We start from the raw sequence: 20491 nt of genomic DNA, 5'->3' as shown, positions 1-20491 counted from the left end.
TATAATGATAGGATTTGGTCTTCGTCCAGATTCGATGTTGGAATTCCTGACTAAACTCATTTTAGTGTGAGGTCTACTGTGTCTGAAACTCCCCTATTAGATCAAATTATCAAAAATGTGCGAGTAGTTCGTCCCCATCAGGACGCAATCGAACTACTTGATTTAGGCATTAAGGATGGAAAATTTGCTCAGATTGCCTCTAATATTAGCCCAGACACAGGCAAACAGGTATTTGATGGCAAAAACCTGCTAGGCTTTCCTGGAGTCGTAGATGCCCACATGCACGTAGGTATTTATCAACCCCTTGATAAAGATGCTCTGACTGAAAGCAAAGCAGCCGCAATGGGAGGCGTAACTACCAGCTTAAATTACATCCGTACAGGGCAGTATTATCTTAACAAAGGCGGCTCCTACCGCGATTTTTTTCCAGAGGTTTTGGCGTTATCCGCAGGTAATTTTTTTGTAGATTACGGCTATCACATCGCACCTATAGCAAGCCAGCATATCGACGAAATACCTTTATTGTTTGAGGAATACGGTATATCTTCGTTTAAAATCTTCATGTTTTATGGCGGATATGGGTTGCATGGTTTGTCAGACCAGCAAAACCTCTTTTTGATGATTAACAAAGAGGAAAGATACGACTTTGCCCATTTTGAATTTATTATGCGCGGTCTAACTCGCTTGATGGAAAAACATCCAGAAGCGCGAGATACTATCAGCTTGAGTTTGCACTGTGAAGTTGCAGAAATTCTCAACGCCTATACCAAAATAGTTGAAAATGATTCTAGTCTGAGCGGATTACACGCTTATAGTGCAGCGCGTCCACCTCATTCAGAAGGTTTAGCAATTTGCATTGCTTCTTATTTGGCTAATGAAACTAACTGTGCAAATATCAATTTGTTGCACCTTAGTTCGCGTAAAGCAATGGAAGCAGCTTTGACAATGCAAACTGCTTTTCCCCATATCAATTTTCGGCGAGAAGTTACTGTTGGACATTTGCTATTAGATGTGGATACTCCTAATGGTATTTGGGCAAAAGTTAACCCTCCTATCCGTCCTCGCGCTGATGTTGAATACTTGTGGCAAGCAGTATTAAACAATCAAGTAGATTGGATAGTTAGCGACCATGCTTGCTGTTCTGCTGAACAAAAAAGAAGTGCTAAAGACCCAAATAATATTTGGTTAGCAAAGTCTGGTTTTGGCGGTACAGAATATTTACTTTCTGGTGTATTTAGTGAAGGTAGCAAGCGGGGAATGTCTTACAACCAGATGGCTAAGTTGCTATCTTGGAACCCATCGCGGCGCTTTGGGTTGTTAGAAAAAGGTGATATTGCTGTTGGCTATGATGCTGATTTGGTATTGGTAGACCCCAATGAAAGCTTTGTAGTGCGTGCGGCTGAGTCTGAGTCACAACAAGGTTATACACCTTTTGAAGGTGTAGAGTTAACTGGGCGGGTGAAGAGTACTTTTTTGCGTGGAAATCTTATTTATAACAATGGGCAAGTTTTAGGTTCACCCACTGGGCGGTATTTGAAACGCTCCCAGTCTTAAATAATTCCCTCTACATGAAAGTATTTGCAAGTTTAAAGTAGAGACAAAATTATTCTATAAGTTCAGCATCTATTTATTCCAATCCCAAGGATAGTATGTATGTAATGGCGGTTCCCAGGCATGGTAAGAAAGATGGGGGTTCCCTCCTCGTACTAAAGCAAAGTATCCGGTTTCTGTGTATGCTGGGGCGTGTGAAATCAATGGCGGTCGCCAAAAGTAACAGCCTGGAGTCATGTGACCAGCCTGTGTGGTGAGGCTGCCTTGGAGGACAAATTCCTCTTCGGGAATGGGATGATACTCTGCAAAAGGTTCGACGAACTGCGGTAAACACCCTAAAAGCCAAGTGCTTCTTCCACCGTCTAGCCCCTTCCGTAAAGTTTTTCTCATTGCTCCTGGGGGAAAGCCGGGGGTGATAGTAGCAGACCAAGGAATCAGTTCTGAACTGTACGAGGGTATATATAATTCTCTTTTTGCTTCTGGTAAATCATTCAGTGATTTCGTAAAGCTAGGATGGCGCTCAGGCATCCACAAAGCTTTAGTATTTTCGCTAATATTCCATGCTTCAATACAGACACCTTTAGGAATAAAGGCATAAGTGTAGCGTCCGAGGCGAAGCTGCCCAATTCGTATTTCTCCACTGAGGACAAATATTTCCACATCGCAATTGAAATAACCTGAACTATTCTCCCAGTTTTGTGACCACTCAATTAATTCTGTAGACGCACCAGTTTCAGTATCAAAACTCAAGATACGTGTCAGTCCACCTTCCAGCAAACCATCTACAAGCCAAGTTTTTTGGATGACATCTGCTGATTGAATAAACTCAATATGATCTCTTGCCATAATCTTTTTGTCAAACGCCTATCTAAAATTTTAAATGCCTGAATTTTCTAGAAAATCTATGACTATCTGCGATATTTCTTCAGGAATTTGATTCATCATACAGATAGTTCCGCCTTCAATCTCAACCACCTTGCTATGAGGAATTGCTTTAGAAACAAAATATCTATTTTCTACCTTGGCTAAACCTAGCTTGTCAAAAGTTTTCATATCCTCAGTTCCCCATAAAATCAAGGTAGGAGACTTGATTAGTTGAAATCTTGTTGGCGCGTTCAAACAGTAATCTTGTACAGCCCAAATCGCATATAAAGGATAGCCAGAGCTTTTTAAATCGTCTAAAACCCAACGTTGATTTAATTCTGGAGAGCCTACATATTGGGCCCGGGCTGACCATCTTTCCATGAGGTGGGAGCCATCTGCTTTTATTTTGAACCCGTCATTAAATCTTTTTAATAAAGCTGCTTTTCCTTCTTGATCGAAGCCAAAAGCATTACATAATATAAGTTTATCTACTTTTTCAGGATATGCTGCTGCCACTTCTCCTGCCACAAAAGCACCCGTATGGTTTCCCAGGATGCTTATACTGGAAATACCTAATTTCTCCAAAAGGGCAATCACAGTTTTTGCGTAGTCTTCGGTAGAGTACATTCTTGGAGGTTTATCAGAATCACCTAATCCCAAAAAGTCCATAGCAATAACACACCTTGTCTGAGCAAAGATAGACATTAGCTCACGAAATTCATCACTGCTTCTGGGATTTTGATGCAACAATAATAAAGGTTCTCCTTCGCCACCAATACGGTAAAGAATTTGTCCATCTTCGGTGTCTAAAAAAGCTCGCTTGATTGGTTTATTCATTCATCACACCACAATCCATTTAGAATTTATTTTTGACTTTTGAATTGTTAAGTCAGTCTTAATTTAAGTTTTTCAGCAAATTACCTTTTTTGTGATACGCTTTGCAGCCATTCAATCAGGGGTCTTAAGGTTCCTGGCAATGCTGCTTCACTGACAGTCACTGTATGCTGCTTGCCGTTATCTTCTACTGTCAACTTATACTGAAAGCGATCGCTCTGGGGATTTGGCGAGGTAATTAGTTCAGGTAGCCTAAATAAATCTGCAACTTCCACCAGTCGGGGAAGTGTCGCAGCTTCATCCGGCGGGAGAGTATCTGTATCAACGGTTGTCTTCTTGCTGATTCCAGCAAAGCCACCTGTGCGTTCAAAGGATATCCGCATTTTTTGCTCTCCGTTGTGTTATTTAGTTGGGATAAATACTTAAAATGGGAGACGATAGTTCTCACACCCCACTTTAGCAACAATACACAACAGATTTATCAGTCCTGAGTGTTGAGTGAGGGAGTGGAAGGTATTGACTATTTATTCCTGACTCCTCACTCCTCACTCATAACTTCTAGATAACTCCTACCTTTTGCCAAGCATCCTGTACAGCTTTTTGCTCATCACTACCATTACCGTAGAGTTCGCCAGCAATTTGAATGGTGACGTTGGCAGCTTTTTTAAAATCGGCTTTGGCTTTCAAGCGATCGCGTAAAGCTATGTACCAGATTTTGCCTGCTTTTTCCCAAGCATAGCCACCAATGCTAACAGCCGCTAAATAAAACGCATGGTTAGGAATTCCTGAGTTGATATGCACGCCACCGTTATCATCAGTACCAGTGTATTTATCTTTTACATGGGCTGGTTGAGGATCTTTACCCAATACTGGATCATCATAAGCTGTTCCCGGTGCTTTCATCGATCGCAGGGCAATACCTTTGACAGTTGGTACTAAAAGACCTTCGCCAATGAGCCAATCTGCTTCTTGTACGGTCTGATTATTGATCTTCTGTTTCACCAGGGAACCGAAGACATCAGAAAACGATTCATTTAGTGCCCCTGGTTCGCCATAGTACTGTAAACCCGCTTCATACTGGGTTATACCATGAGTTAGCTCATGCCCAATCACATCAATTGATTTCGTGAAGCGTTGAAACAGTTCTCCGTCGCCATCGCCATAAACCATCTGGTCGCCGTTCCAAAAGGCATTATCATATTTAACGCCATAATGCACGGTGGAGTCTAAACGTAGCCCTTTATCGTCAATGGAATTGCGATCGAATATCTCATAAAACAAATCATAAGTAGCACCAGCACCGTCATAGGCTTCATTCACTGCTACATCACTGCTGGGAGGATCGCCTTCACCGCGCACTAATGTACCAGGAAGTTGCTGACCATATTTTGCATCGTAGATGGTACGGCGCTTTTCACCCGGAGAAGGTGCAAATGAGACAGTACCTATGACATCTCTCCGTCCGCGAAACTGTGCCGAAACATTTAATGTACGAAAAGCCCAATTACGCTGTTGAGGATTGCCATTTACAACGACATGTTCCAGTATATGGGGCGGGATAATACAACAAATCGGGCATCTAGACACAAGTGGATGCTCATACTTGAACCCGGCTGATTTCTTTTTATTTCGAGCCATCCAAGATATTCTCCTTTTAAAACTAAGTGATGGCAAACAGTGGCTTTAACCCCACTGGAGAAAGGAGCAGAAAAACGAATCCAAATTGCGTGTCCCTGGTTTCTTTTCTAAAGAAAATTTTCTACTCTGTATTTTCGGATAGGTCTGTAGAGGATTGATAGTACCCTCATGGGTACTTCTGATGTGGGAATATTGCATCAAAACACAAGGACGGCTTAGATACCGTAAGTCTCAGCCAAAATCTTTGCGTGAGTTAGCAAGACCTCCTTTACAGACCTAAAGCGTCTATATATTAGTTCTAATCAAGAGAAATAATGTTATTTATTACTGTTTTGTTACCATAAGTCTGCTAATCCGATAAATATCGATTAGGGACAGGTAAATTCCCAATCCAGTATCAAAAACCCAAAATTTTCATAGCCAGCCACCTAACACCGCCAGACCATAATATTTCCAAGGTACTGCAACTGTTTTAAATCCAGCTTTGCTCAACATCTGTAAATGAGCATCTAAGCTAGCTAGCTGGTCTTGACTAGAGTAACCTTGAGTGCTGCTCGCACCAAGCTTTGCACGAATCTCTGTTAAATTGGTTCCCTGTTCAACTGACCATTCTTCTCGTGCAGCCTGATAAACTTCTGCTAAAGCTGATGATTCCGGTAAAATTGGGTCTCCATTCCAAAAACAGCCATCTTGAGTGAGGCTAGCAGCAATTCGGCTAAATAACTTTAATTTCATCTCATCCTGGAGATGATGGATTGCTAAGGATGAGACACAGGCATCAAATTCGCTACCAATATCTAATTTTTCTGGATTATTTGCCCAATCACCAAAGTCTGCTTGTGTACCAACCCAACGTTTTTGATATCCAGATGCTGTGATTTTATCTTGGGCAAATTGTAACATTCGAGGTGAGTAATCTAGAGCAATTACTTGGGCATTTGGAAAGCGTTTGAGTATTTTGAGACTAAGTTCGCCTGTACCACAACCTAATTCTAATATCCGCAGACTTGTGGAAGGTAGACAACGGCTAATTACCTCCAACATCTCATCGTATCTGGGTATCAGTTGGCGAATACCAATGTCAAAATCAGCAGTGCTGGCGAATACCTCTCCGGGAAATAACTGTTGCATAGGGATTAGAACGAATATACACACTCATTAATGTTAATCATCCATCATTACCGAGGTATATACTACATCGGTATAATTAACTTTTTAGTATAAAAAATATTCACTTTATATACTTTTGGTAGAATACACATATCACTTTTTATGTTATTTAACAGAAAGTCATCTCTTAATTTAAGCTGAAATCCTATAATCTTGAACGAAAAAGCCAATTTAACTCTTTTTTAAGATTTGTAAATATAAAATGACTCATGTATTGAGTTAAACTGATATGTGTAATTAGTAACTCTGATTAATTAAAATTTTGGGTTTTCAAAAGTTACTGACGTTGGTATATTAAATACTGAACAGAAAGTTAACTAAAATAAACTAGAAGTCCACTGGCACTCTGAGTAAAACAGAGCGTAGCAAGTTTAGCGATAAAAGGTTCGAGACTAATGCTAAAAAACAGCGAACTGAAGGTTAATCAGGGCTGTAATCTTAAATGGAAGCCTGGAGACAAACTATTTATACAGTTTTCTCTCTTAGAAATTTTGCGAATTAAAACAGTTGTCAAACCTCTATATCTATAGATAGATATAGCAGAGTTAATAGTAAAGTTAATCTAAATTTAAGGTTAACTTGCCGAATTCAGGTCAACAATCCCAAAAGAGCGCAAGCGTTATGACGATAAATTTTTAATGGGACTAGTTGATTAGTCTTGGGGCAACCTTAAATTAGAGGTTAGCTTACAGAATTTATATCAATAACGGTGCTATTTAGTGGCATCGCTCGGTAATAATAATAAGCTTTTTTAGTAAAAGCTGGCTTCAGAATGCCTAAAAGTTTTGGCATTCATGAGCGTAATTTGTTATTGCCATACATTAGGGTAAATCTCAAATATTGCCTGAATTTTCACAAATTTTTCAGTTCTATCAAGGTCAATAATAATGAGTAATGTTCAAGCATCGTTTGAAGCAACAGAAGCTGAATTTCGCGTGGAAGGTTACGAAAAAATTGAGTTTAGTCTTGTCTATGTCAATGGTGCATTTGATATCAGTAACAGAGAAATTGCAGACAGCTATGAGAAGTTTGGCCGTTGTCTGACTGTAATTGATGCTAATGTCAACAGATTATATGGCAAGCAAATCAAGTCATATTTTAGACACTATGGTATTGATCTGACCGTAGTTCCCATTGTGATTACTGAGCCTACTAAAACCCTTGCAACCTTTGAGAAAATTGTTGATGCTTTTTCTGACTTTGGTTTAATCCGCAAGGAACCAGTATTAGTAGTGGGTGGTGGTTTAACCACTGATGTAGCTGGGTTTGCGTGCGCTGCTTACCGTCGCAAGAGTAACTATATTCGGGTTCCGACAACGCTGATTGGTTTGATTGATGCAGGTGTGGCAATTAAGGTTGCAGTCAACCATCGCAAGTTAAAAAATCGCTTGGGTGCATATCATGCTCCTTTGAAAGTTATCCTCGATTTCTCCTTCTTGCAAACATTACCAACGGCTCAAGTTCGTAATGGGATGGCAGAGTTGGTCAAAATTGCTGTTGTGGCAAACTCTGAAGTCTTTGAATTGTTGTATGAGTATGGCGAAGAGTTGCTTTCCACTCACTTTGGATATGTGAATGGCACAAAGGAACTGAAAGCGATCGCACATAAACTCAATTACGAGGCAATAAAAACTATGCTGGAGTTGGAGACTCCAAACTTGCATGAGTTAGACCTCGATCGAGTCATTGCCTATGGTCACACTTGGAGTCCGACCTTAGAATTAGCTCCGATGATACCGTTGTTTCACGGTCATGCCGTCAATATAGATATGGCTCTGTCTGCAACCATTGCGGCAAGACGTGGCTACATTACAACAGGAGAACGCGATCGCATTTTGAGCTTGATGAGTCGTATAGGTTTATCAATCGATCATCCTCTACTAGATGGCGATTTACTCTGGTATGCTACCCAATCTATTAGCTTGACGCGAGACGGGAAACAACGTGCAGCTATGCCTAAACCCATTGGTGAGTGCTTCTTTGTCAACGATTTCACCCGTGAAGAACTAGATGCAGCTTTAGCTGAACACAAAGGTCTGTGTGCTACATACCCTCGTGGCGGAGATGGTATTGACGCTTACATAGAAACTCAAGAAGAATCCAAACTATTGGGAGTGTGAAAACATGACCAGTATTTTAGGACGAGATACCGCAAGACCAATAACGCCACATAGCATTCTGGTAGCACAGCTACAAAAAACCCTCAGAATGGCAGAGGAAAGTAATATTCCTTCAGAGATACTGACTTCTCTGCGCCAAGGGTTGCAATTAGCAGCAGGTTTAGATCCCTATCTGGATGATTGCACTACCCCTGAATCGACCGCATTGACAGCACTAGCGCAGAAGACCAGCATAGAAGACTGGAGTAAACGCTTCAGTGATGGTGAAACAGTGCGTCAATTAGAGCAAGAAATGCTCTCAGGACATCTTGAAGGACAAACACTAAAGATGTTTGTGCATATCACCAAGGCTAAAAGCATCTTGGAAGTGGGAATGTTCACAGGATATTCAGCTTTGGCAATGGCAGAGGCTTTACCAGATGATGGGCGACTGATTGCTTGTGAAGTAGACTCTTATGTGGCCGAGTTTGCTCAAAATTGCTTTCAAGAGTCTCCCCACGGCAGCAAGATTGTTGTAGAAGTAGCACCTGCACTAGAGACGCTGCACAAGCTGGCGGCTAAAAAAGAATCCTTTGATCTGATCTTCATTGATGCGGATAAAAAGGAGTATGTAGAGTACTTCCAAATTATCTTGGATAGCCATTTACTAGCTCCCGACGGATTAATCTGTGTAGATAATACTTTGTTGCAAGGACAAGTTTACCTGCCATCAGAACAGCGTACAGCCAATGGTGAAGCGATCGCTAAATTCAACCGCATTGTCGCCGCAGATCCTCGTGTAGAGCAAGTTCTGTTACCCATACGAGATGGTATAACCCTGATTAGACGCTTGGTATAACAGGCTCTTCTCAATTCAAGGCATCTGATGTTATAGCAGTTCTCATTTGGATGCAATATCCGGTAGGGACGCACATCTGTGCGTCCCTATAAAAGAACCGCATTCCACGTCAAGGAAAAATTTATGGCACAATCAATCTCTTTATCTCTTCCTCAATCCACAACGCCATCAAAGAGTGTGAGGATAAAAATAGTAGCTCTATTCAAGACTATCGGGACTTTAACACTACTGCTGATAGCCTTACCGCTTAATGCTTTGATAGTATTGATATCTCTGATGTGTAGGTCGTTTACAAAAAAACCTGCCGTAGCCGCCCATCCCCAGAATATCTTGGTCAGTGGCGGCAAAATGACCAAAGCATTACAACTTGCCCGCTCCTTCCATGCAGCCGGACACAGAGTTATTCTGATTGAAGGTCATAAATACTGGTTATCAGGGCATAGATTCTCAAATGCTGTGAGTCGTTTTTATACAGTTCCTGCACCACAAGACGACCCAGAAGGCTATACTCAGGCGCTATTGGCAATTGTCAAACGAGAGAAGATTGACGTTTATGTACCCGTATGCAGCCCTGTAGCTAGTTATTACGACTCTTTGGCAAAGTCTGCACTCTCAGAATATTGTGAGGTTTTCCACTTCGATGCTGATATAACCAAGATGCTGGATGATAAATTTGCCTTTACCGATCAGGCGCGATCGCTTGGTTTATCAGTCCCCAAATCTTTTAAAATTACCGATCCTGAACAAGTTATCAACTTCGATTTTAGTAAAGAAACGCGCAAATATATTCTTAAGAGCATTTCTTACGACTCCGTTCGCCGCTTAAATTTAACCAAACTTCCTTGTGATACCCCAGAAGAGACAGCAGCGTTTGTCAAGAGTTTACCCATCAGCCCAGAAAAACCTTGGATTATGCAAGAATTTATTCCTGGGAAAGAATTATGCACCCATAGCACAGTCCGAGACGGCGAATTAAGGTTGCATTGCTGTTCAAATTCTTCTGCGTTTCAGATTAACTATGAAAATGTCGAAAATCCCCAAATTCAAGAATGGGTACAACGTTTCGTCAAAAGGTTGCGGCTGACTGGACAAATATCTCTTGACTTTATCCAAGCTGAAGATGGTACAGCTTATGCCATTGAATGTAATCCTCGCACCCATTCGGCGATCACAATGTTCTACAATCACCCAGGTGTTGCAGAAGCCTATCTTGGTAAAACTCCTCTAGCTGCACCTTTAGAACCTCTTGCAGATAGCAAGCCCACTTACTGGATATATCACGAAATCTGGCGATTGACTGGGATTCGCTCTCGGCAACAATTGCAAACTTGGTTTGGGAGATTAGTAAGAGGTACAGATGCTATTTATCGCCTGGATGATCCGATACCATTTTTAACTTTGCACCATTGGCAGATTACTTTACTTTTGCTACAAAATTTGCAACAACTCAAAGGTTGGGTAAAAATCGATTTTAATATCGGTAAACTCGTGGAATTAGGGGGGGACTAAGTAATTCGTAATTCGTAATTCGTAATTCGTAATTATGATGTCTGCCGAATCAACCATAATAAACAGTTTGTAGTGGGGACTGAAGTCCCCAAAGACAGAACTAAAGTCCTTACTACGAACAAGCCCATTTTGACCAATGAATTTTGAATTCTGTTGTATTACTTGCCCAACGCTTCATTTATAGCGGTTATTAATAAATCATTTAGAGGAATTCCGGCTGCTTTCGCCATAGAAGAAATCACACTTTTGGGGGCAAAAGAACAATACAATCCGGCTTCTAAGAACCAAGGTTGTCCCTTTGGATCGATCCGAAAGTCAAATAAACTGTAGTGGCGACAACCCAAAGCCTGATGACACTTCTTAGCAACTTGCTGAACCTTTTGGGTGATTGGGTCGTTAGGGTCTAAAATCCAAGCCTTGATATTATCTTTAGCAGTCAAATGCAAGTCGCCATCGTCCGTTTGTTGGAGTTTATCAGCATAGTTGCGGATAGGTTTATCGTGTGGGTCTACCAGATATTCCTCAAGCGGTAAACCTATTAGCTCACCGTCTTTTACAATGATGCCGCATCTGACTTCTCGACCAAGTTCGATGAATGCTTCTACGATGACCTCATCTGCATATTCAAATGCTTTCTTTAAGGCAGCATCATATTCAGTCACATCTTTAACTAAGACTACTCCTAAAGAGTTGTCAGAACTTACGGGTTTGACGACTGCTGGAGGTGTAATTGTCGGAATATCTCCTTGGCGAAGCAATTCTCCACGAGGCACTTTTACTCCTGCTGCTTCGACAATTGCTTTGGCTCTGGCTTTGTGGGCCGCGATCGCCATAATATCTGGGGTATTGCCTACATAAGGGATCTTGAGCAGATCAAATAGGGCACGGTACTGAGTCATTCCAGGAATACAAAACATTTGTGGTAACATCATGTCAATGTTTTGGCCTGTTAGAAATTGTATGGCATCAAACACAGGAATCGGTTTGGTCAAAGCAATATCTTCTCGACTGAGGGAGTCAGGAAATCGCCATTGCCGATCGGGTGTGATATATGCAATTTGAAAGTTATAAAGCGATGGATCTGCTGTTGCAGCTAAACAGTCTTGGGCGTAAAGACGTGATAAATCACAGTAAAAATTATTGTGTGCAGACCCAACTAAATGAAGGATATTAAGTACTGACATAGTTCATCTTTTTATCTACTATTATAACTGAATTTTATAATTAACAAAGTTGTAGTATGAAGCTATTTTTTGAAATAGCAATAGTCTATTAAATCGTCAGATATTTAAAGTCCCGCTATGGTAACAATTTAAATGCGATCACTCTTGTATTCTAATATAGAATAGTAGTACAAATAAGGTAATTTATAATCTTTTTCAGAGTAGCTTTCCAGAAGTTTTGTCTTTATGCAAGGAAATTTAAACCACTTACAAGATTAATTAACCAAACCTTCAGTTAATAGTTACTTTAATCGAAGTCGATGATAAAAATAAACCAAGTTGCCTTCATAAATCAATTATTGAAGAGTAAATTTAAATACTTATTTAATACTGAGTTGAGAATCCAATGAACACAAAATAACGGAAAATTATAAGCTTGGTAAGGCATCCTCGCTCCTCGTTCTCATAACCCAAAGAAAGAAACCAAGAAGAAAACAGAAGCCAAGAAAATTTGGTGCAGCATTATAAATAAATGGTATAAATACTTACAATCTTAAAATCTAGTGCAATAGGAATAAAGCAATTAAGCCTTCCTGTGCGATGAGCTTAAAATAAGAAGACGGTAAACTTAGAAGATAACAAGATAGTAACCCATTTCGCTATCAGTTAAGCTCAACTTTCGCTTCCCATATTTGGGAAACTATATGCTACAGCTTCTCCTCATTGTGTTTGTTATCCTTTTGGGTTCAGCAATTTGTTCTAGTGTAGAAACAGCCCTGTTTTCTGTTTCAACCCTGAGAGTCAGACAATTAGCACAATCCAATAGTCCATCAGCAGTAAGACTTTTAGCGATTCGTGAAAATATGAATCGACCGATTGCGGCTCTTGTAATCCTCAATAATACTTTCAATATCATTGGTAGTATTCTTACAGGTAGTATTGCTGTTCAGGTTTTAGGAGACAAATGGCTTGGTGTATTTTCAGGAATATTGACATTTTTGATTATCATCTTTGGTGAAATCATCCCAAAGACAATTGGAGAGCGCTATTCTGAGCAACTCGCCATACTTGCGGCTTTACCTGTAGCTGGACTTGCTATTGCTTTCACACCCTTAGTCTGGATTCTAGAAAATGTTACTGCACCCTTTGCCAAAGGGAAAAAACGACCAACCACAAATGAGGCTGAAATCAAGCTATTGGCGAAGATTGGGCATCAAGAGGGAATTATCGAAAGCGATGAAGCAGAAATGATCCAGCGAGTGTTTAGATTAAATGATGTGACAGCATCTGACTTAATGACACCCCGAATCATGCTGACATATATTTATGGAAATATGACTCTTGCTGAGGCGAAAGCAAATATTATTGCGTCTCAACATACTCGGATTATTGTAATAAATGAATCTCTAGATGAAATTATTGGATATGCTCTCAAACAGAATTTACTGACAGCGATGGTTGAAGGAAGTAACAATCAAAAAATCGCTAGTCTGGCTCGAAAAGTCAACTTTGTTCCTGAGATAATTCGGGCAGATAAACTGTTAAAAAACTTTATAGAAGCTCGTGAACATCTTGCAGTAGTGGTAGACGAATATGGAAGCATCGCTGGTGTCGTCACTTTGGAAGATGTGCTTGAGGTGATAACTGGTGAAATTGTAGATGAGACTGATAGAACTGTTGATTTGCAAGAAATTGCCCGCAAGAAACGAGAAAAAATGTTGCAATCTGCCGCTAGTAGCAATTAATGCAATCACCTAAATAATCACACGGCACATTCATTTCCTCCTCTCTTTTCTCAGCGTTCTCAGCGCCTCTGCGGTTCGATTCCTAAAAACGATCGCCATCTGGTGCGTTAAACCCCGTTAACGCACCCCACCAATCATCTATTCGTCAATTTGACCAACGCGGCGGATATTCAAAATGTCGCTCATTTTCTTAATTTGGACGAATACTTGCTCTAATTGAGAGCGATCGCGTATATCTATTCCTAAATCCATCAATGCAGGTTGACCAACAGAGGTTTTCACTTGAGCATGGCGGACATTGATTCCTTGGTCACTCAACCGTGACAAAATATCTTTTAGCACCCCTACGCGGTCAAGGGCTTCAATTTGAACATCTACTGGATACGTGTGCGGACGACCACTATTTTCTGCGCTTGGGTTCCACCTAACTGGTACTAAGCGCTCATATTCCACAGTCTCTAGATTATGACAGCCTTGGCGATGAATTGAAATCCCCCTACCTCGCGTCACCACACCAATAATCGGTTCGCCAGGAATCGGTGTACAACATCCAGCTAAATGATATACTAACCCCTCTACCCCAACAATAGGCGAATCACTGGCGCGGGAAGTAGTTGGAGGCGCATCTCGCAAAGCTTTTGATGTAGTAGGTGGTTCTTTGGGGATAAATGGCGACACTGTGGAAACTGGTTGTTGTCCCTTTGCCACTTCTCGCCAACGATTTAGCACCAAGTTCAACGTCACTTCACCGTAACCCAAACCGGCAAGTAAATCGTCCACACTGTGGTAGTTACATTTTTCGGCAACAATCTGCATTGCATCGGACTTTAGCAAACTATCAAAACCAGTTTTACCTAGTTCTTTTTCTAACAATTCCCGTCCACGGGCAACATTTTCTTCGCGGCGCGATCGCTTGTACCATTGTTTGATGCGATATTTCGCCGCCGAACTTCTGACAAAGTTCAACCAATCCAAACTCGGATGGCAGTTCTTTTGAGTGAGAACCTCTACAATATCGCCATTTTGCAGTCGGGTTGACAGAGACACCATTCGCCCATTCACCCGCGCCCCTGAACAGTGGTTTCCAACTTCCGTATGAATGCGATAAGCAAAATCTACAGTGGTAGAACCGGGGCTTAAAGGAACAACATCCCCCTTAGGGGTGAAGACATAGACATCATCTTCAAATAGATTATCCTTGACACTATCAAGATACTCTTGTGCGTCCTTGAGATCGGTTTGCCATTCTAGCAGTTGTCGCAGCCAAGTAAACTTGTCATCTGTCCCTGTCAAATGGCTAATACTAGAACCTCCAGTTTCTTTGTATTTCCAATGGGCGGCAATCCCATACTCGGCAATATGATGCATTTCGATTGTCCGAATTTGCACCTCTAAAGGACGGCCAGTTAGTCCAATCACCCCAGTATGCAACGACTGGTAACGGTTAGGCTTTGGCAGCCCAATGTAATCTTTAAATCTCCCAGGAATTGGGCGAAAAGCATCATGAACCACCGCCAACGCCCGATAGCATTCCTCATTGCTTTGAACAATAATCCGCAGCGCTGCCAAATCGTAAATTTCATGAAATTCCTTTTGCTGGCGGTGCATTTTTTGGTAAATGCTATAAAGGTGCTTGGGACGACCGCTAATATCCTGAAAGCGGATTCCGGCTTGCTGCAAACGCTCTTGCAACATGTTCGTAGCTCTAGCCAGTTTCTCTTCTCGCGCCGTCCGTTTTTCAGAAACAAGCTCTTGCATTTGGCGAAAAGCTTCTGGTTCCAAATACTTAAAAGCCAAATCTTCCAGTTCCCATTTTATTCGCCAAATCCCCAAGCGATTGGCTAAAGGCGCGAATATATCTCGCGTTTCTTGGGCACTGCGGCGGCGGCTGGCCTCTGACATATATTGTAAAGTTCGCATATTATGCAAACGATCTGCCAATTTCACCACAATGACCCGAATATCTTGCGCCATTGCCAAAAACATCCGCCGGAAGTTTTCGGCTTGGCTTTCGGTTTTGCTGGTGAAATTGATTTTAGAAAGCTTTGTGACACCTTCAACCAATTGCCGCACTTCTGCGCCAAAGCGTTCTTCAATTTCTTGACTTGTAACTTCTGTATCTTCAACTACATCATGGAGAAATCCAGCTGCTATCATAGCAGCACTACCTCCCAAATCATGCAGCAAGTCGGCTACAGCAATGGGATGAGCAATGTATGGTTCTCCAGATTTGCGGTATTGACCTTGATGCAGTTGGTAAGCAAATTCAAAGGCGCGACCAATTAAAACTGCATCACTATGCCTTCGGTCATCTTCTACTTCGCCGTTACTTGTCGATGACTCCTTCAAACATTTTTTTAACCATTCCGGAATGGCTAGATCAACTGATGAATTTATAGCTAGACTGCTCATACAAGTGGGTTTGGATAGGATCGGTAGATAAGTGAATGATAAATAAAAGTGGCAGCATCACCTTAAGAAAATGCTGTTGCCCAATAACCTTGAAAATCCATTGATGGCAAACAAAGCCTCAAATCCTGATTTGAGGCTTTTAGTGCTGATAAGCCTTTAAGAAAGTTTATTGTAAAAGAAAAATTACTTGACACTAATACTATCTTAACTAGCACTGGATGTCTTTAAACCCTGAGAAATATTTGGCACTCGTAACCTTGCTAGAGCAATTACGCTCCGATGCCACAACGACCCAAATTGCTGCGCCTGAACTGCGAGTGCGTGTAGCCTCGTTGCAGCAATTTTTCGGACAGCAGATTGTGCCTTTGGCTGATGAAAACTGGCGAGTGCAGTCTTATCAAACGGAAATGAGCAAGCAATTGCGTTTGTTGGCAATAGATGTGATGTTTTTGCAAGGAGCGCGGCAGGCATCGACTGCACAGACGAGACTTCAGGCGATTAGCGATCGCTTGACAACCCTCATTCAGTACTGTAATGCTATTCTGCAACCAGAAGCGGAAGGAGAAAAATAACAATTGTTCACCTTTTTCTCTAATTAACCCATCATCTCATTTACGACCGTTCGTGAAAAGTTATTTTGCTAACAAGTTATAAGGTGGGAATTGGGAATTGGGAACTTGTACTGAGCGAAGCCAAAGTATTGGGAATTGAGCATAGGTTATTCTTTCTCCTTGTCCCCCTGTCCCCCTTGTCCCCCTGTCCTCCTTGTCCCATAACCAATCCCTTCGATGAGAAGATTCATTGTGCGGCGCATATATGCTTCTACTGGCTCGGTTGTGGGTTTAAAGATCAGTGCATAATATAGTGACCCACTCACCAGGTCGATAATTAAGTCTACGTCTGCATCCTTGTGTATTTCACCTCTAGATTGGGCACGCTCAAGTACTTTAGAGAATGCTTCACGTCGGAGTTTTGTATATTTTGTCCAGTAAACCTCTGCAAACTGAGGATTGCTAGACGCTGTACTAATTATTAAAGCAAGTGTCTGACGACCAAGGGGACTATCTATCTTTTTGGCGGCATTCTGGATCAAAATATCCATATCTCCCCAAAAGCTGCTAGTATCGGGGATCGCTAAATCATCTCTCAAACTTTCTATCGCGTCTGCAACTAGTTCTTCTTTGGAAGTGTAACGCCGATAGATGGTCGTTTTACCAACTCCAGCACGAGAAGCGATCGCTTCTATACTCATGCTCTGATATCCTACCTCTGCAAGCAAATCTAAGGTCGCTTGCAGAATCGCTTGGTCGGCGTGGATGCTACGTGGTCGTCCTGAAGGACTGTTGATTTGGTTACTCATAAAAATATCATCCCCAAGAAATATCTTCTTGGCAATTTGCTTCTACCTTTGGGCATAGAACATACCATCTGGGAAACGAAGAAGCCCTACTACCCAGTTTTCATGCACGAAAAAAGCAAAAGTGACTATCCATCTTTAGCATAAGTATTTCTGCCGCTTTTCGTTGAAGTCTCCCTTGACCATTTCTATATGATACGTTACCGTAGCGTATATATAAGATATTTAATTTTTGCTTTGGGAATGTCTCTGACAATGGCTACCAACATTAAACGTTCTAGTTTTGATCAATTTGGTTATGTCCACGGGCCATTGAAGTGGGCGATCGCTCTGACAGCTTCTCTGGGTGCAATATTAGAAGTAATTGATACTAGTATCGTTAACGTTGCCCTGACGGATATGCAAGCTAGTTTGGGTGCAACAGTCAGTGAGGTAGGTTGGGTAGTAACTGGATATGCGATCGCAAATGTCGTCTTGATTCCTTTATCTGCATGGCTGGGAGATTACTTTGGACGCAAAACTTACTTTATCTTTTCGTTGATTGGCTTTACTATCGCCTCGGTTTTATGCGGGTTAGCATTCAATTTACCGATGCTGGTTCTTTCCCGAATTCTTCAAGGTTTATGTGGTGGCGGGTTGCTAGCTAAAGCACAAGCAATTTTGTTTGAGACTTTTCCACCTGCTGAACAGGGTTTGGCACAGGCAGTTTTTGGAGTAGGTGTAATTGCTGGCCCGGCTATCGGCCCGACTTTAGGAGGATTCTTGGTAGATGGTTTGGGCTGGCGGTGGATTTTCTTTGTTAATATTCCCTTCGGGATCGTTGCAGTAGCAATGTCCTTCATGTTTTTGCCCAAAGACAAAGACAAAAGCGAGACACAAAGCCAATCTGTCGATTGGTTCGGCATTGGGTTTTTGATTATTGCCATCGGCTGTCTGCAAACTTTGTTAGAAGAAGGAGAGAAAGAAGACTGGTTTTCCTCCGGTTTCATCACCACCTTAGCGATCGCCAGTATTATCGGATTAGGGCTATTTATTTGGTACGAGTTGAAAATAGCCCATCCTGCGGTTGATTTGAGAGTTTTGCGTCACCGTTCTTTAGCTGCGGGAAGCGTTCTCTCAGCAGTGGTGGGTATGGGGCTTTATGGCACACTCTTTGCTGTGCCGATATTTGCTCAGAGTGTGCTGCACTTTACCGCAACGCAGACAGGACTATTGTTAGCGCCTGGTGCTTTAGCCTCTGCGATCGTTATGGTTCTATTAGGCAAGCTGTCCAGTAAAATTGATGCCCGATTTTTAATTGCAATGGGCGCTGTTGGATCATCTGGAGTTATGTTTCAACTAGCAGCAATTACCCCACAAACAGGCACAGATGATTTATTTTGGCCATTGGTATGGCGTGGGGCTTTTACTGTGTTGATGTTTCTCCCTTTGAGTTTGGCAGTTTTAGGCCCGCTACCCAAACAAGATGTTTCTGCTGGATCTGGTTTCTATAACCTGACTCGACAACTGGGTGGCAGTATCGGCATTGCCCTACTCACGACTCTGCTTGACCGAAGACAAACTTTTCATCGAGCTATCTTGTTAGCAAAACTTAGCCCTTATGACCCAGAAACCAATCAACGTCTAGATTTACTTAATGGGGCACTTCAAAGCCAAGGCATGGATGCGGCAACAGCACAACAACAAGCACTAGCTTTATTAAGTCAAACAGTAGACACTCAAGCTGCTGTTTTATCTTATGCAGATTGCTTTCGAGTGGTAGGGATAGGGTTCCTTTGCTCATTACCCCTATTACTATTCTTGGGTAAAGGCGGTGCCGGAGCAAAAGCACCAGTCGGTCATTAGACGGATACCAATTTTAAGCTCTCTGAACTAAAACTACGTAAAAACACTGCTTAAAAATCTTTTTTGACTGAAAGTCACAGAAGAAAATCAATATACACTGATATATCTGGATCAAAAATAAAAATCCCACTCAGTTTTGAGCAGGACTATATGAAGTCTTATTGCTAAAATTAGAAATTCCGAATCTTAGAAAAAGTTCATTATTGTAATAACACCAACACTGGTTAACATCATTAAAGCGCCCATAATTATAGATTGGCCTAATGGATTGCTGAATTTTGAATCGTTCATTTAAGTAAAAATCCTTTTTTAATAGTTCCTTAACCATATCAAAATCAGTATAAATATCTATAAAAGCGCTGTAAAACTTAAATTTCCGTAAATTTTCTTAACAAAAAATTAATTTACAACTTAAGTATCGGTTTTTACTTATGAGGAGCTAGTCTTCTAGTCTCCCCACTCAATACTTGTCGGTTAAGGGGAAAAGGGGAAGGGCAAAGGGGAAAGAAAAAACCTTTAACCTTTACCCAAAACCCAATTCCGAGTTAAAAATCCTTAACCGAGCAGTATTGTCTCCCCACTTCCTATTCTCCAGTTCCAAAATGTAGTAATTTCCGAACAGAATAAATACCTGAACTCCGAGCGGAATATGCGCCTTTATGGAGTAAAATAAATCTTAATCAAGGTAGAAATATTTGAATAGAAGATTATCATGACAGTCTCTACGGCATCTAGAAACCAAGCGATCGCTTTTGACTTAGAAAAATTAAATCAGCAATTTGAAACTGCCACTCCTAAAGAGATACTGGCATGGTCTATAGAAAATATCCCAACGGGATTGGTGCAAACCAGCGCCTTTAACGTGGATGACATGATAATTACCCATATTCTTTACAGTGAACTGAAGCATCCCGTTCCTGTAATCTTTCTCGACACCTTGCACCACTTCCCTGAAAGCCTAGAATTAGTAGCCAAAGCCAAAGAAATTTACAACCTGGACTTGCAAACTTTCAAAACTCCAGACGTAGAAACCCGTGAAGCCTTTGAAGCCAAATATGGCGACAAACTTTGGGATACGGATATTGCCAAATTCCACCACATTACAAAAATTGAACCACTGTTACGGGGTCTAGACGAACTCAACAGCGTCGCTTGGATTACCGGCCGCCGCCGTGACCAAGCAGTAACCCGTGCGAATATGCCCATATTTGAATTTGATGGTAAAGGTCGGTTGAAAGTAAATCCCATCGCTACCTGGACACGTCAAGATAGCTGGGTTTACGTAGCTGAACATGGAGTCATCTACAACCCACTCCATGACAAAGGTTATCCCAGCATCGGCGACCAACCCATCACCACCAAAGTAGGCGAAGGTGAAGACGAACGCGCCGGCCGTTGGCGGGGAAGTGATAAAACAGAATGTGGAATTCATATTTAGTTATTAG

Annotated in this window: 16 protein-coding genes; 8 read left to right on the top strand and 8 right to left on the bottom strand. The window is 41.5% G+C overall.

The window, feature by feature from the left end:
* The first annotated feature begins 78 nt into the window (after nucleotides 1-78).
* Nucleotides 79-1554: an amidohydrolase family protein gene (locus tag ACFFRD_RS10140; protein WP_392481352.1), complete on the top strand. Its 1476-nt coding sequence runs from the start codon at nucleotides 79-81 to the stop codon at nucleotides 1552-1554.
* Nucleotides 1555-1623: 69 nt separating this feature from the next.
* On the opposite strand, the gene ACFFRD_RS10135 is transcribed toward ACFFRD_RS10140, so the two are convergent.
* The 5 genes from ACFFRD_RS10135 to ACFFRD_RS10115 form a co-directional block, all read right to left on the bottom strand.
* Nucleotides 1624-2397 (bottom strand): DUF4437 domain-containing protein, encoded by a 774-nt coding sequence (locus ACFFRD_RS10135; RefSeq protein ID WP_392481351.1) that lies wholly within the window; start codon nucleotides 2395-2397, stop codon nucleotides 1624-1626.
* A 30-nt stretch (nucleotides 2398-2427) separates the two neighbouring features.
* A complete protein-coding gene (locus tag ACFFRD_RS10130) occupies nucleotides 2428-3252 on the bottom strand; it encodes an alpha/beta fold hydrolase (protein ID WP_392481350.1) in 825 nt (274 codons plus the stop codon).
* 80 nt (nucleotides 3253-3332) lie between these two features.
* Nucleotides 3333-3632 (bottom strand): protealysin inhibitor emfourin, encoded by a 300-nt coding sequence (locus ACFFRD_RS10125; protein WP_179073196.1) that lies wholly within the window; start codon nucleotides 3630-3632, stop codon nucleotides 3333-3335.
* 175 nt (nucleotides 3633-3807) lie between these two features.
* Nucleotides 3808-4887, bottom strand: coding sequence for a M4 family metallopeptidase (locus tag ACFFRD_RS10120; protein ID WP_392481349.1), 1080 nt, complete (start codon nucleotides 4885-4887; stop codon nucleotides 3808-3810).
* 414 nt (nucleotides 4888-5301) lie between these two features.
* Nucleotides 5302-6018, bottom strand: coding sequence for a methyltransferase domain-containing protein (locus ACFFRD_RS10115; RefSeq protein ID WP_392481348.1), 717 nt, complete (start codon nucleotides 6016-6018; stop codon nucleotides 5302-5304).
* Nucleotides 6019-6944: 926 nt separating this feature from the next.
* On the opposite strand from ACFFRD_RS10115, the gene ACFFRD_RS10110 reads away from it, so the two are divergent.
* From ACFFRD_RS10110 to ACFFRD_RS10100, 3 genes are all read left to right on the top strand, one after another.
* The gene (locus ACFFRD_RS10110) at nucleotides 6945-8177 is read left to right on the top strand and encodes a sedoheptulose 7-phosphate cyclase (RefSeq protein WP_392481347.1); all 1233 of its coding nucleotides are present in this window, start codon (nucleotides 6945-6947) and stop codon (nucleotides 8175-8177) included.
* A gap of 4 nt (nucleotides 8178-8181) precedes the next feature.
* Nucleotides 8182-9015, top strand: a complete 834-nt coding sequence (locus ACFFRD_RS10105; RefSeq protein WP_392481346.1) for an O-methyltransferase — start codon at nucleotides 8182-8184, stop codon at nucleotides 9013-9015.
* Nucleotides 9016-9138: 123 nt separating this feature from the next.
* Entirely contained in the window at nucleotides 9139-10524 is a 1386-nt protein-coding gene (locus tag ACFFRD_RS10100; protein WP_392481345.1) for an ATP-grasp domain-containing protein, read from the top strand.
* A 158-nt stretch (nucleotides 10525-10682) separates the two neighbouring features.
* On the opposite strand, the gene ACFFRD_RS10095 is transcribed toward ACFFRD_RS10100, so the two are convergent.
* Nucleotides 10683-11708, bottom strand: coding sequence for a D-alanine--D-alanine ligase (locus tag ACFFRD_RS10095; RefSeq protein ID WP_392481344.1), 1026 nt, complete (start codon nucleotides 11706-11708; stop codon nucleotides 10683-10685).
* Nucleotides 11709-12391: 683 nt separating this feature from the next.
* Here ACFFRD_RS10095 and ACFFRD_RS10090 point away from each other — a divergent pair.
* Nucleotides 12392-13432, top strand: coding sequence for a hemolysin family protein (locus tag ACFFRD_RS10090; protein ID WP_114083455.1), 1041 nt, complete (start codon nucleotides 12392-12394; stop codon nucleotides 13430-13432).
* 138 nt (nucleotides 13433-13570) lie between these two features.
* Here ACFFRD_RS10090 and ACFFRD_RS10085 read toward each other — a convergent pair whose 3' ends face one another.
* Nucleotides 13571-15844 (bottom strand): bifunctional (p)ppGpp synthetase/guanosine-3',5'-bis(diphosphate) 3'-pyrophosphohydrolase, encoded by a 2274-nt coding sequence (locus ACFFRD_RS10085; RefSeq protein WP_190933540.1) that lies wholly within the window; start codon nucleotides 15842-15844, stop codon nucleotides 13571-13573.
* Nucleotides 15845-16062: 218 nt separating this feature from the next.
* On the opposite strand from ACFFRD_RS10085, the gene patD reads away from it, so the two are divergent.
* A complete protein-coding gene (gene patD, locus ACFFRD_RS10080; protein WP_114083453.1) occupies nucleotides 16063-16416 on the top strand; it encodes a heterocyst frequency control protein PatD in 354 nt (117 codons plus the stop codon).
* 146 nt (nucleotides 16417-16562) lie between these two features.
* Here patD and ACFFRD_RS10075 read toward each other — a convergent pair whose 3' ends face one another.
* Nucleotides 16563-17204 (bottom strand): TetR/AcrR family transcriptional regulator, encoded by a 642-nt coding sequence (locus ACFFRD_RS10075; RefSeq protein WP_392481343.1) that lies wholly within the window; start codon nucleotides 17202-17204, stop codon nucleotides 16563-16565.
* 252 nt (nucleotides 17205-17456) lie between these two features.
* Between ACFFRD_RS10075 and ACFFRD_RS10070 the strand changes: the two genes are divergently transcribed.
* Together ACFFRD_RS10070 and cysH are read left to right on the top strand one after the other, a co-directional pair.
* Nucleotides 17457-19046, top strand: a complete 1590-nt coding sequence (locus ACFFRD_RS10070; protein ID WP_392481342.1) for a DHA2 family efflux MFS transporter permease subunit — start codon at nucleotides 17457-17459, stop codon at nucleotides 19044-19046.
* Between the two features lie 712 nt (nucleotides 19047-19758).
* Complete coding sequence (gene cysH, locus ACFFRD_RS10065; RefSeq protein WP_174708557.1) at nucleotides 19759-20484, top strand: phosphoadenosine phosphosulfate reductase; 726 nt, start codon at nucleotides 19759-19761, stop codon at nucleotides 20482-20484.
* Nucleotides 20485-20491 lie beyond the last annotated feature (7 nt).

It is taken from the genome of Nostoc sp. C110, assembly GCF_043099725.1.
GTDB lineage: Bacteria > Cyanobacteriota > Cyanobacteriia > Cyanobacteriales > Nostocaceae > Nostoc > Nostoc muscorum_A.
The sequence above is the reverse complement of the archived record's forward strand: the minus strand, read 5'-3'. Positions and strand labels throughout refer to the sequence as shown.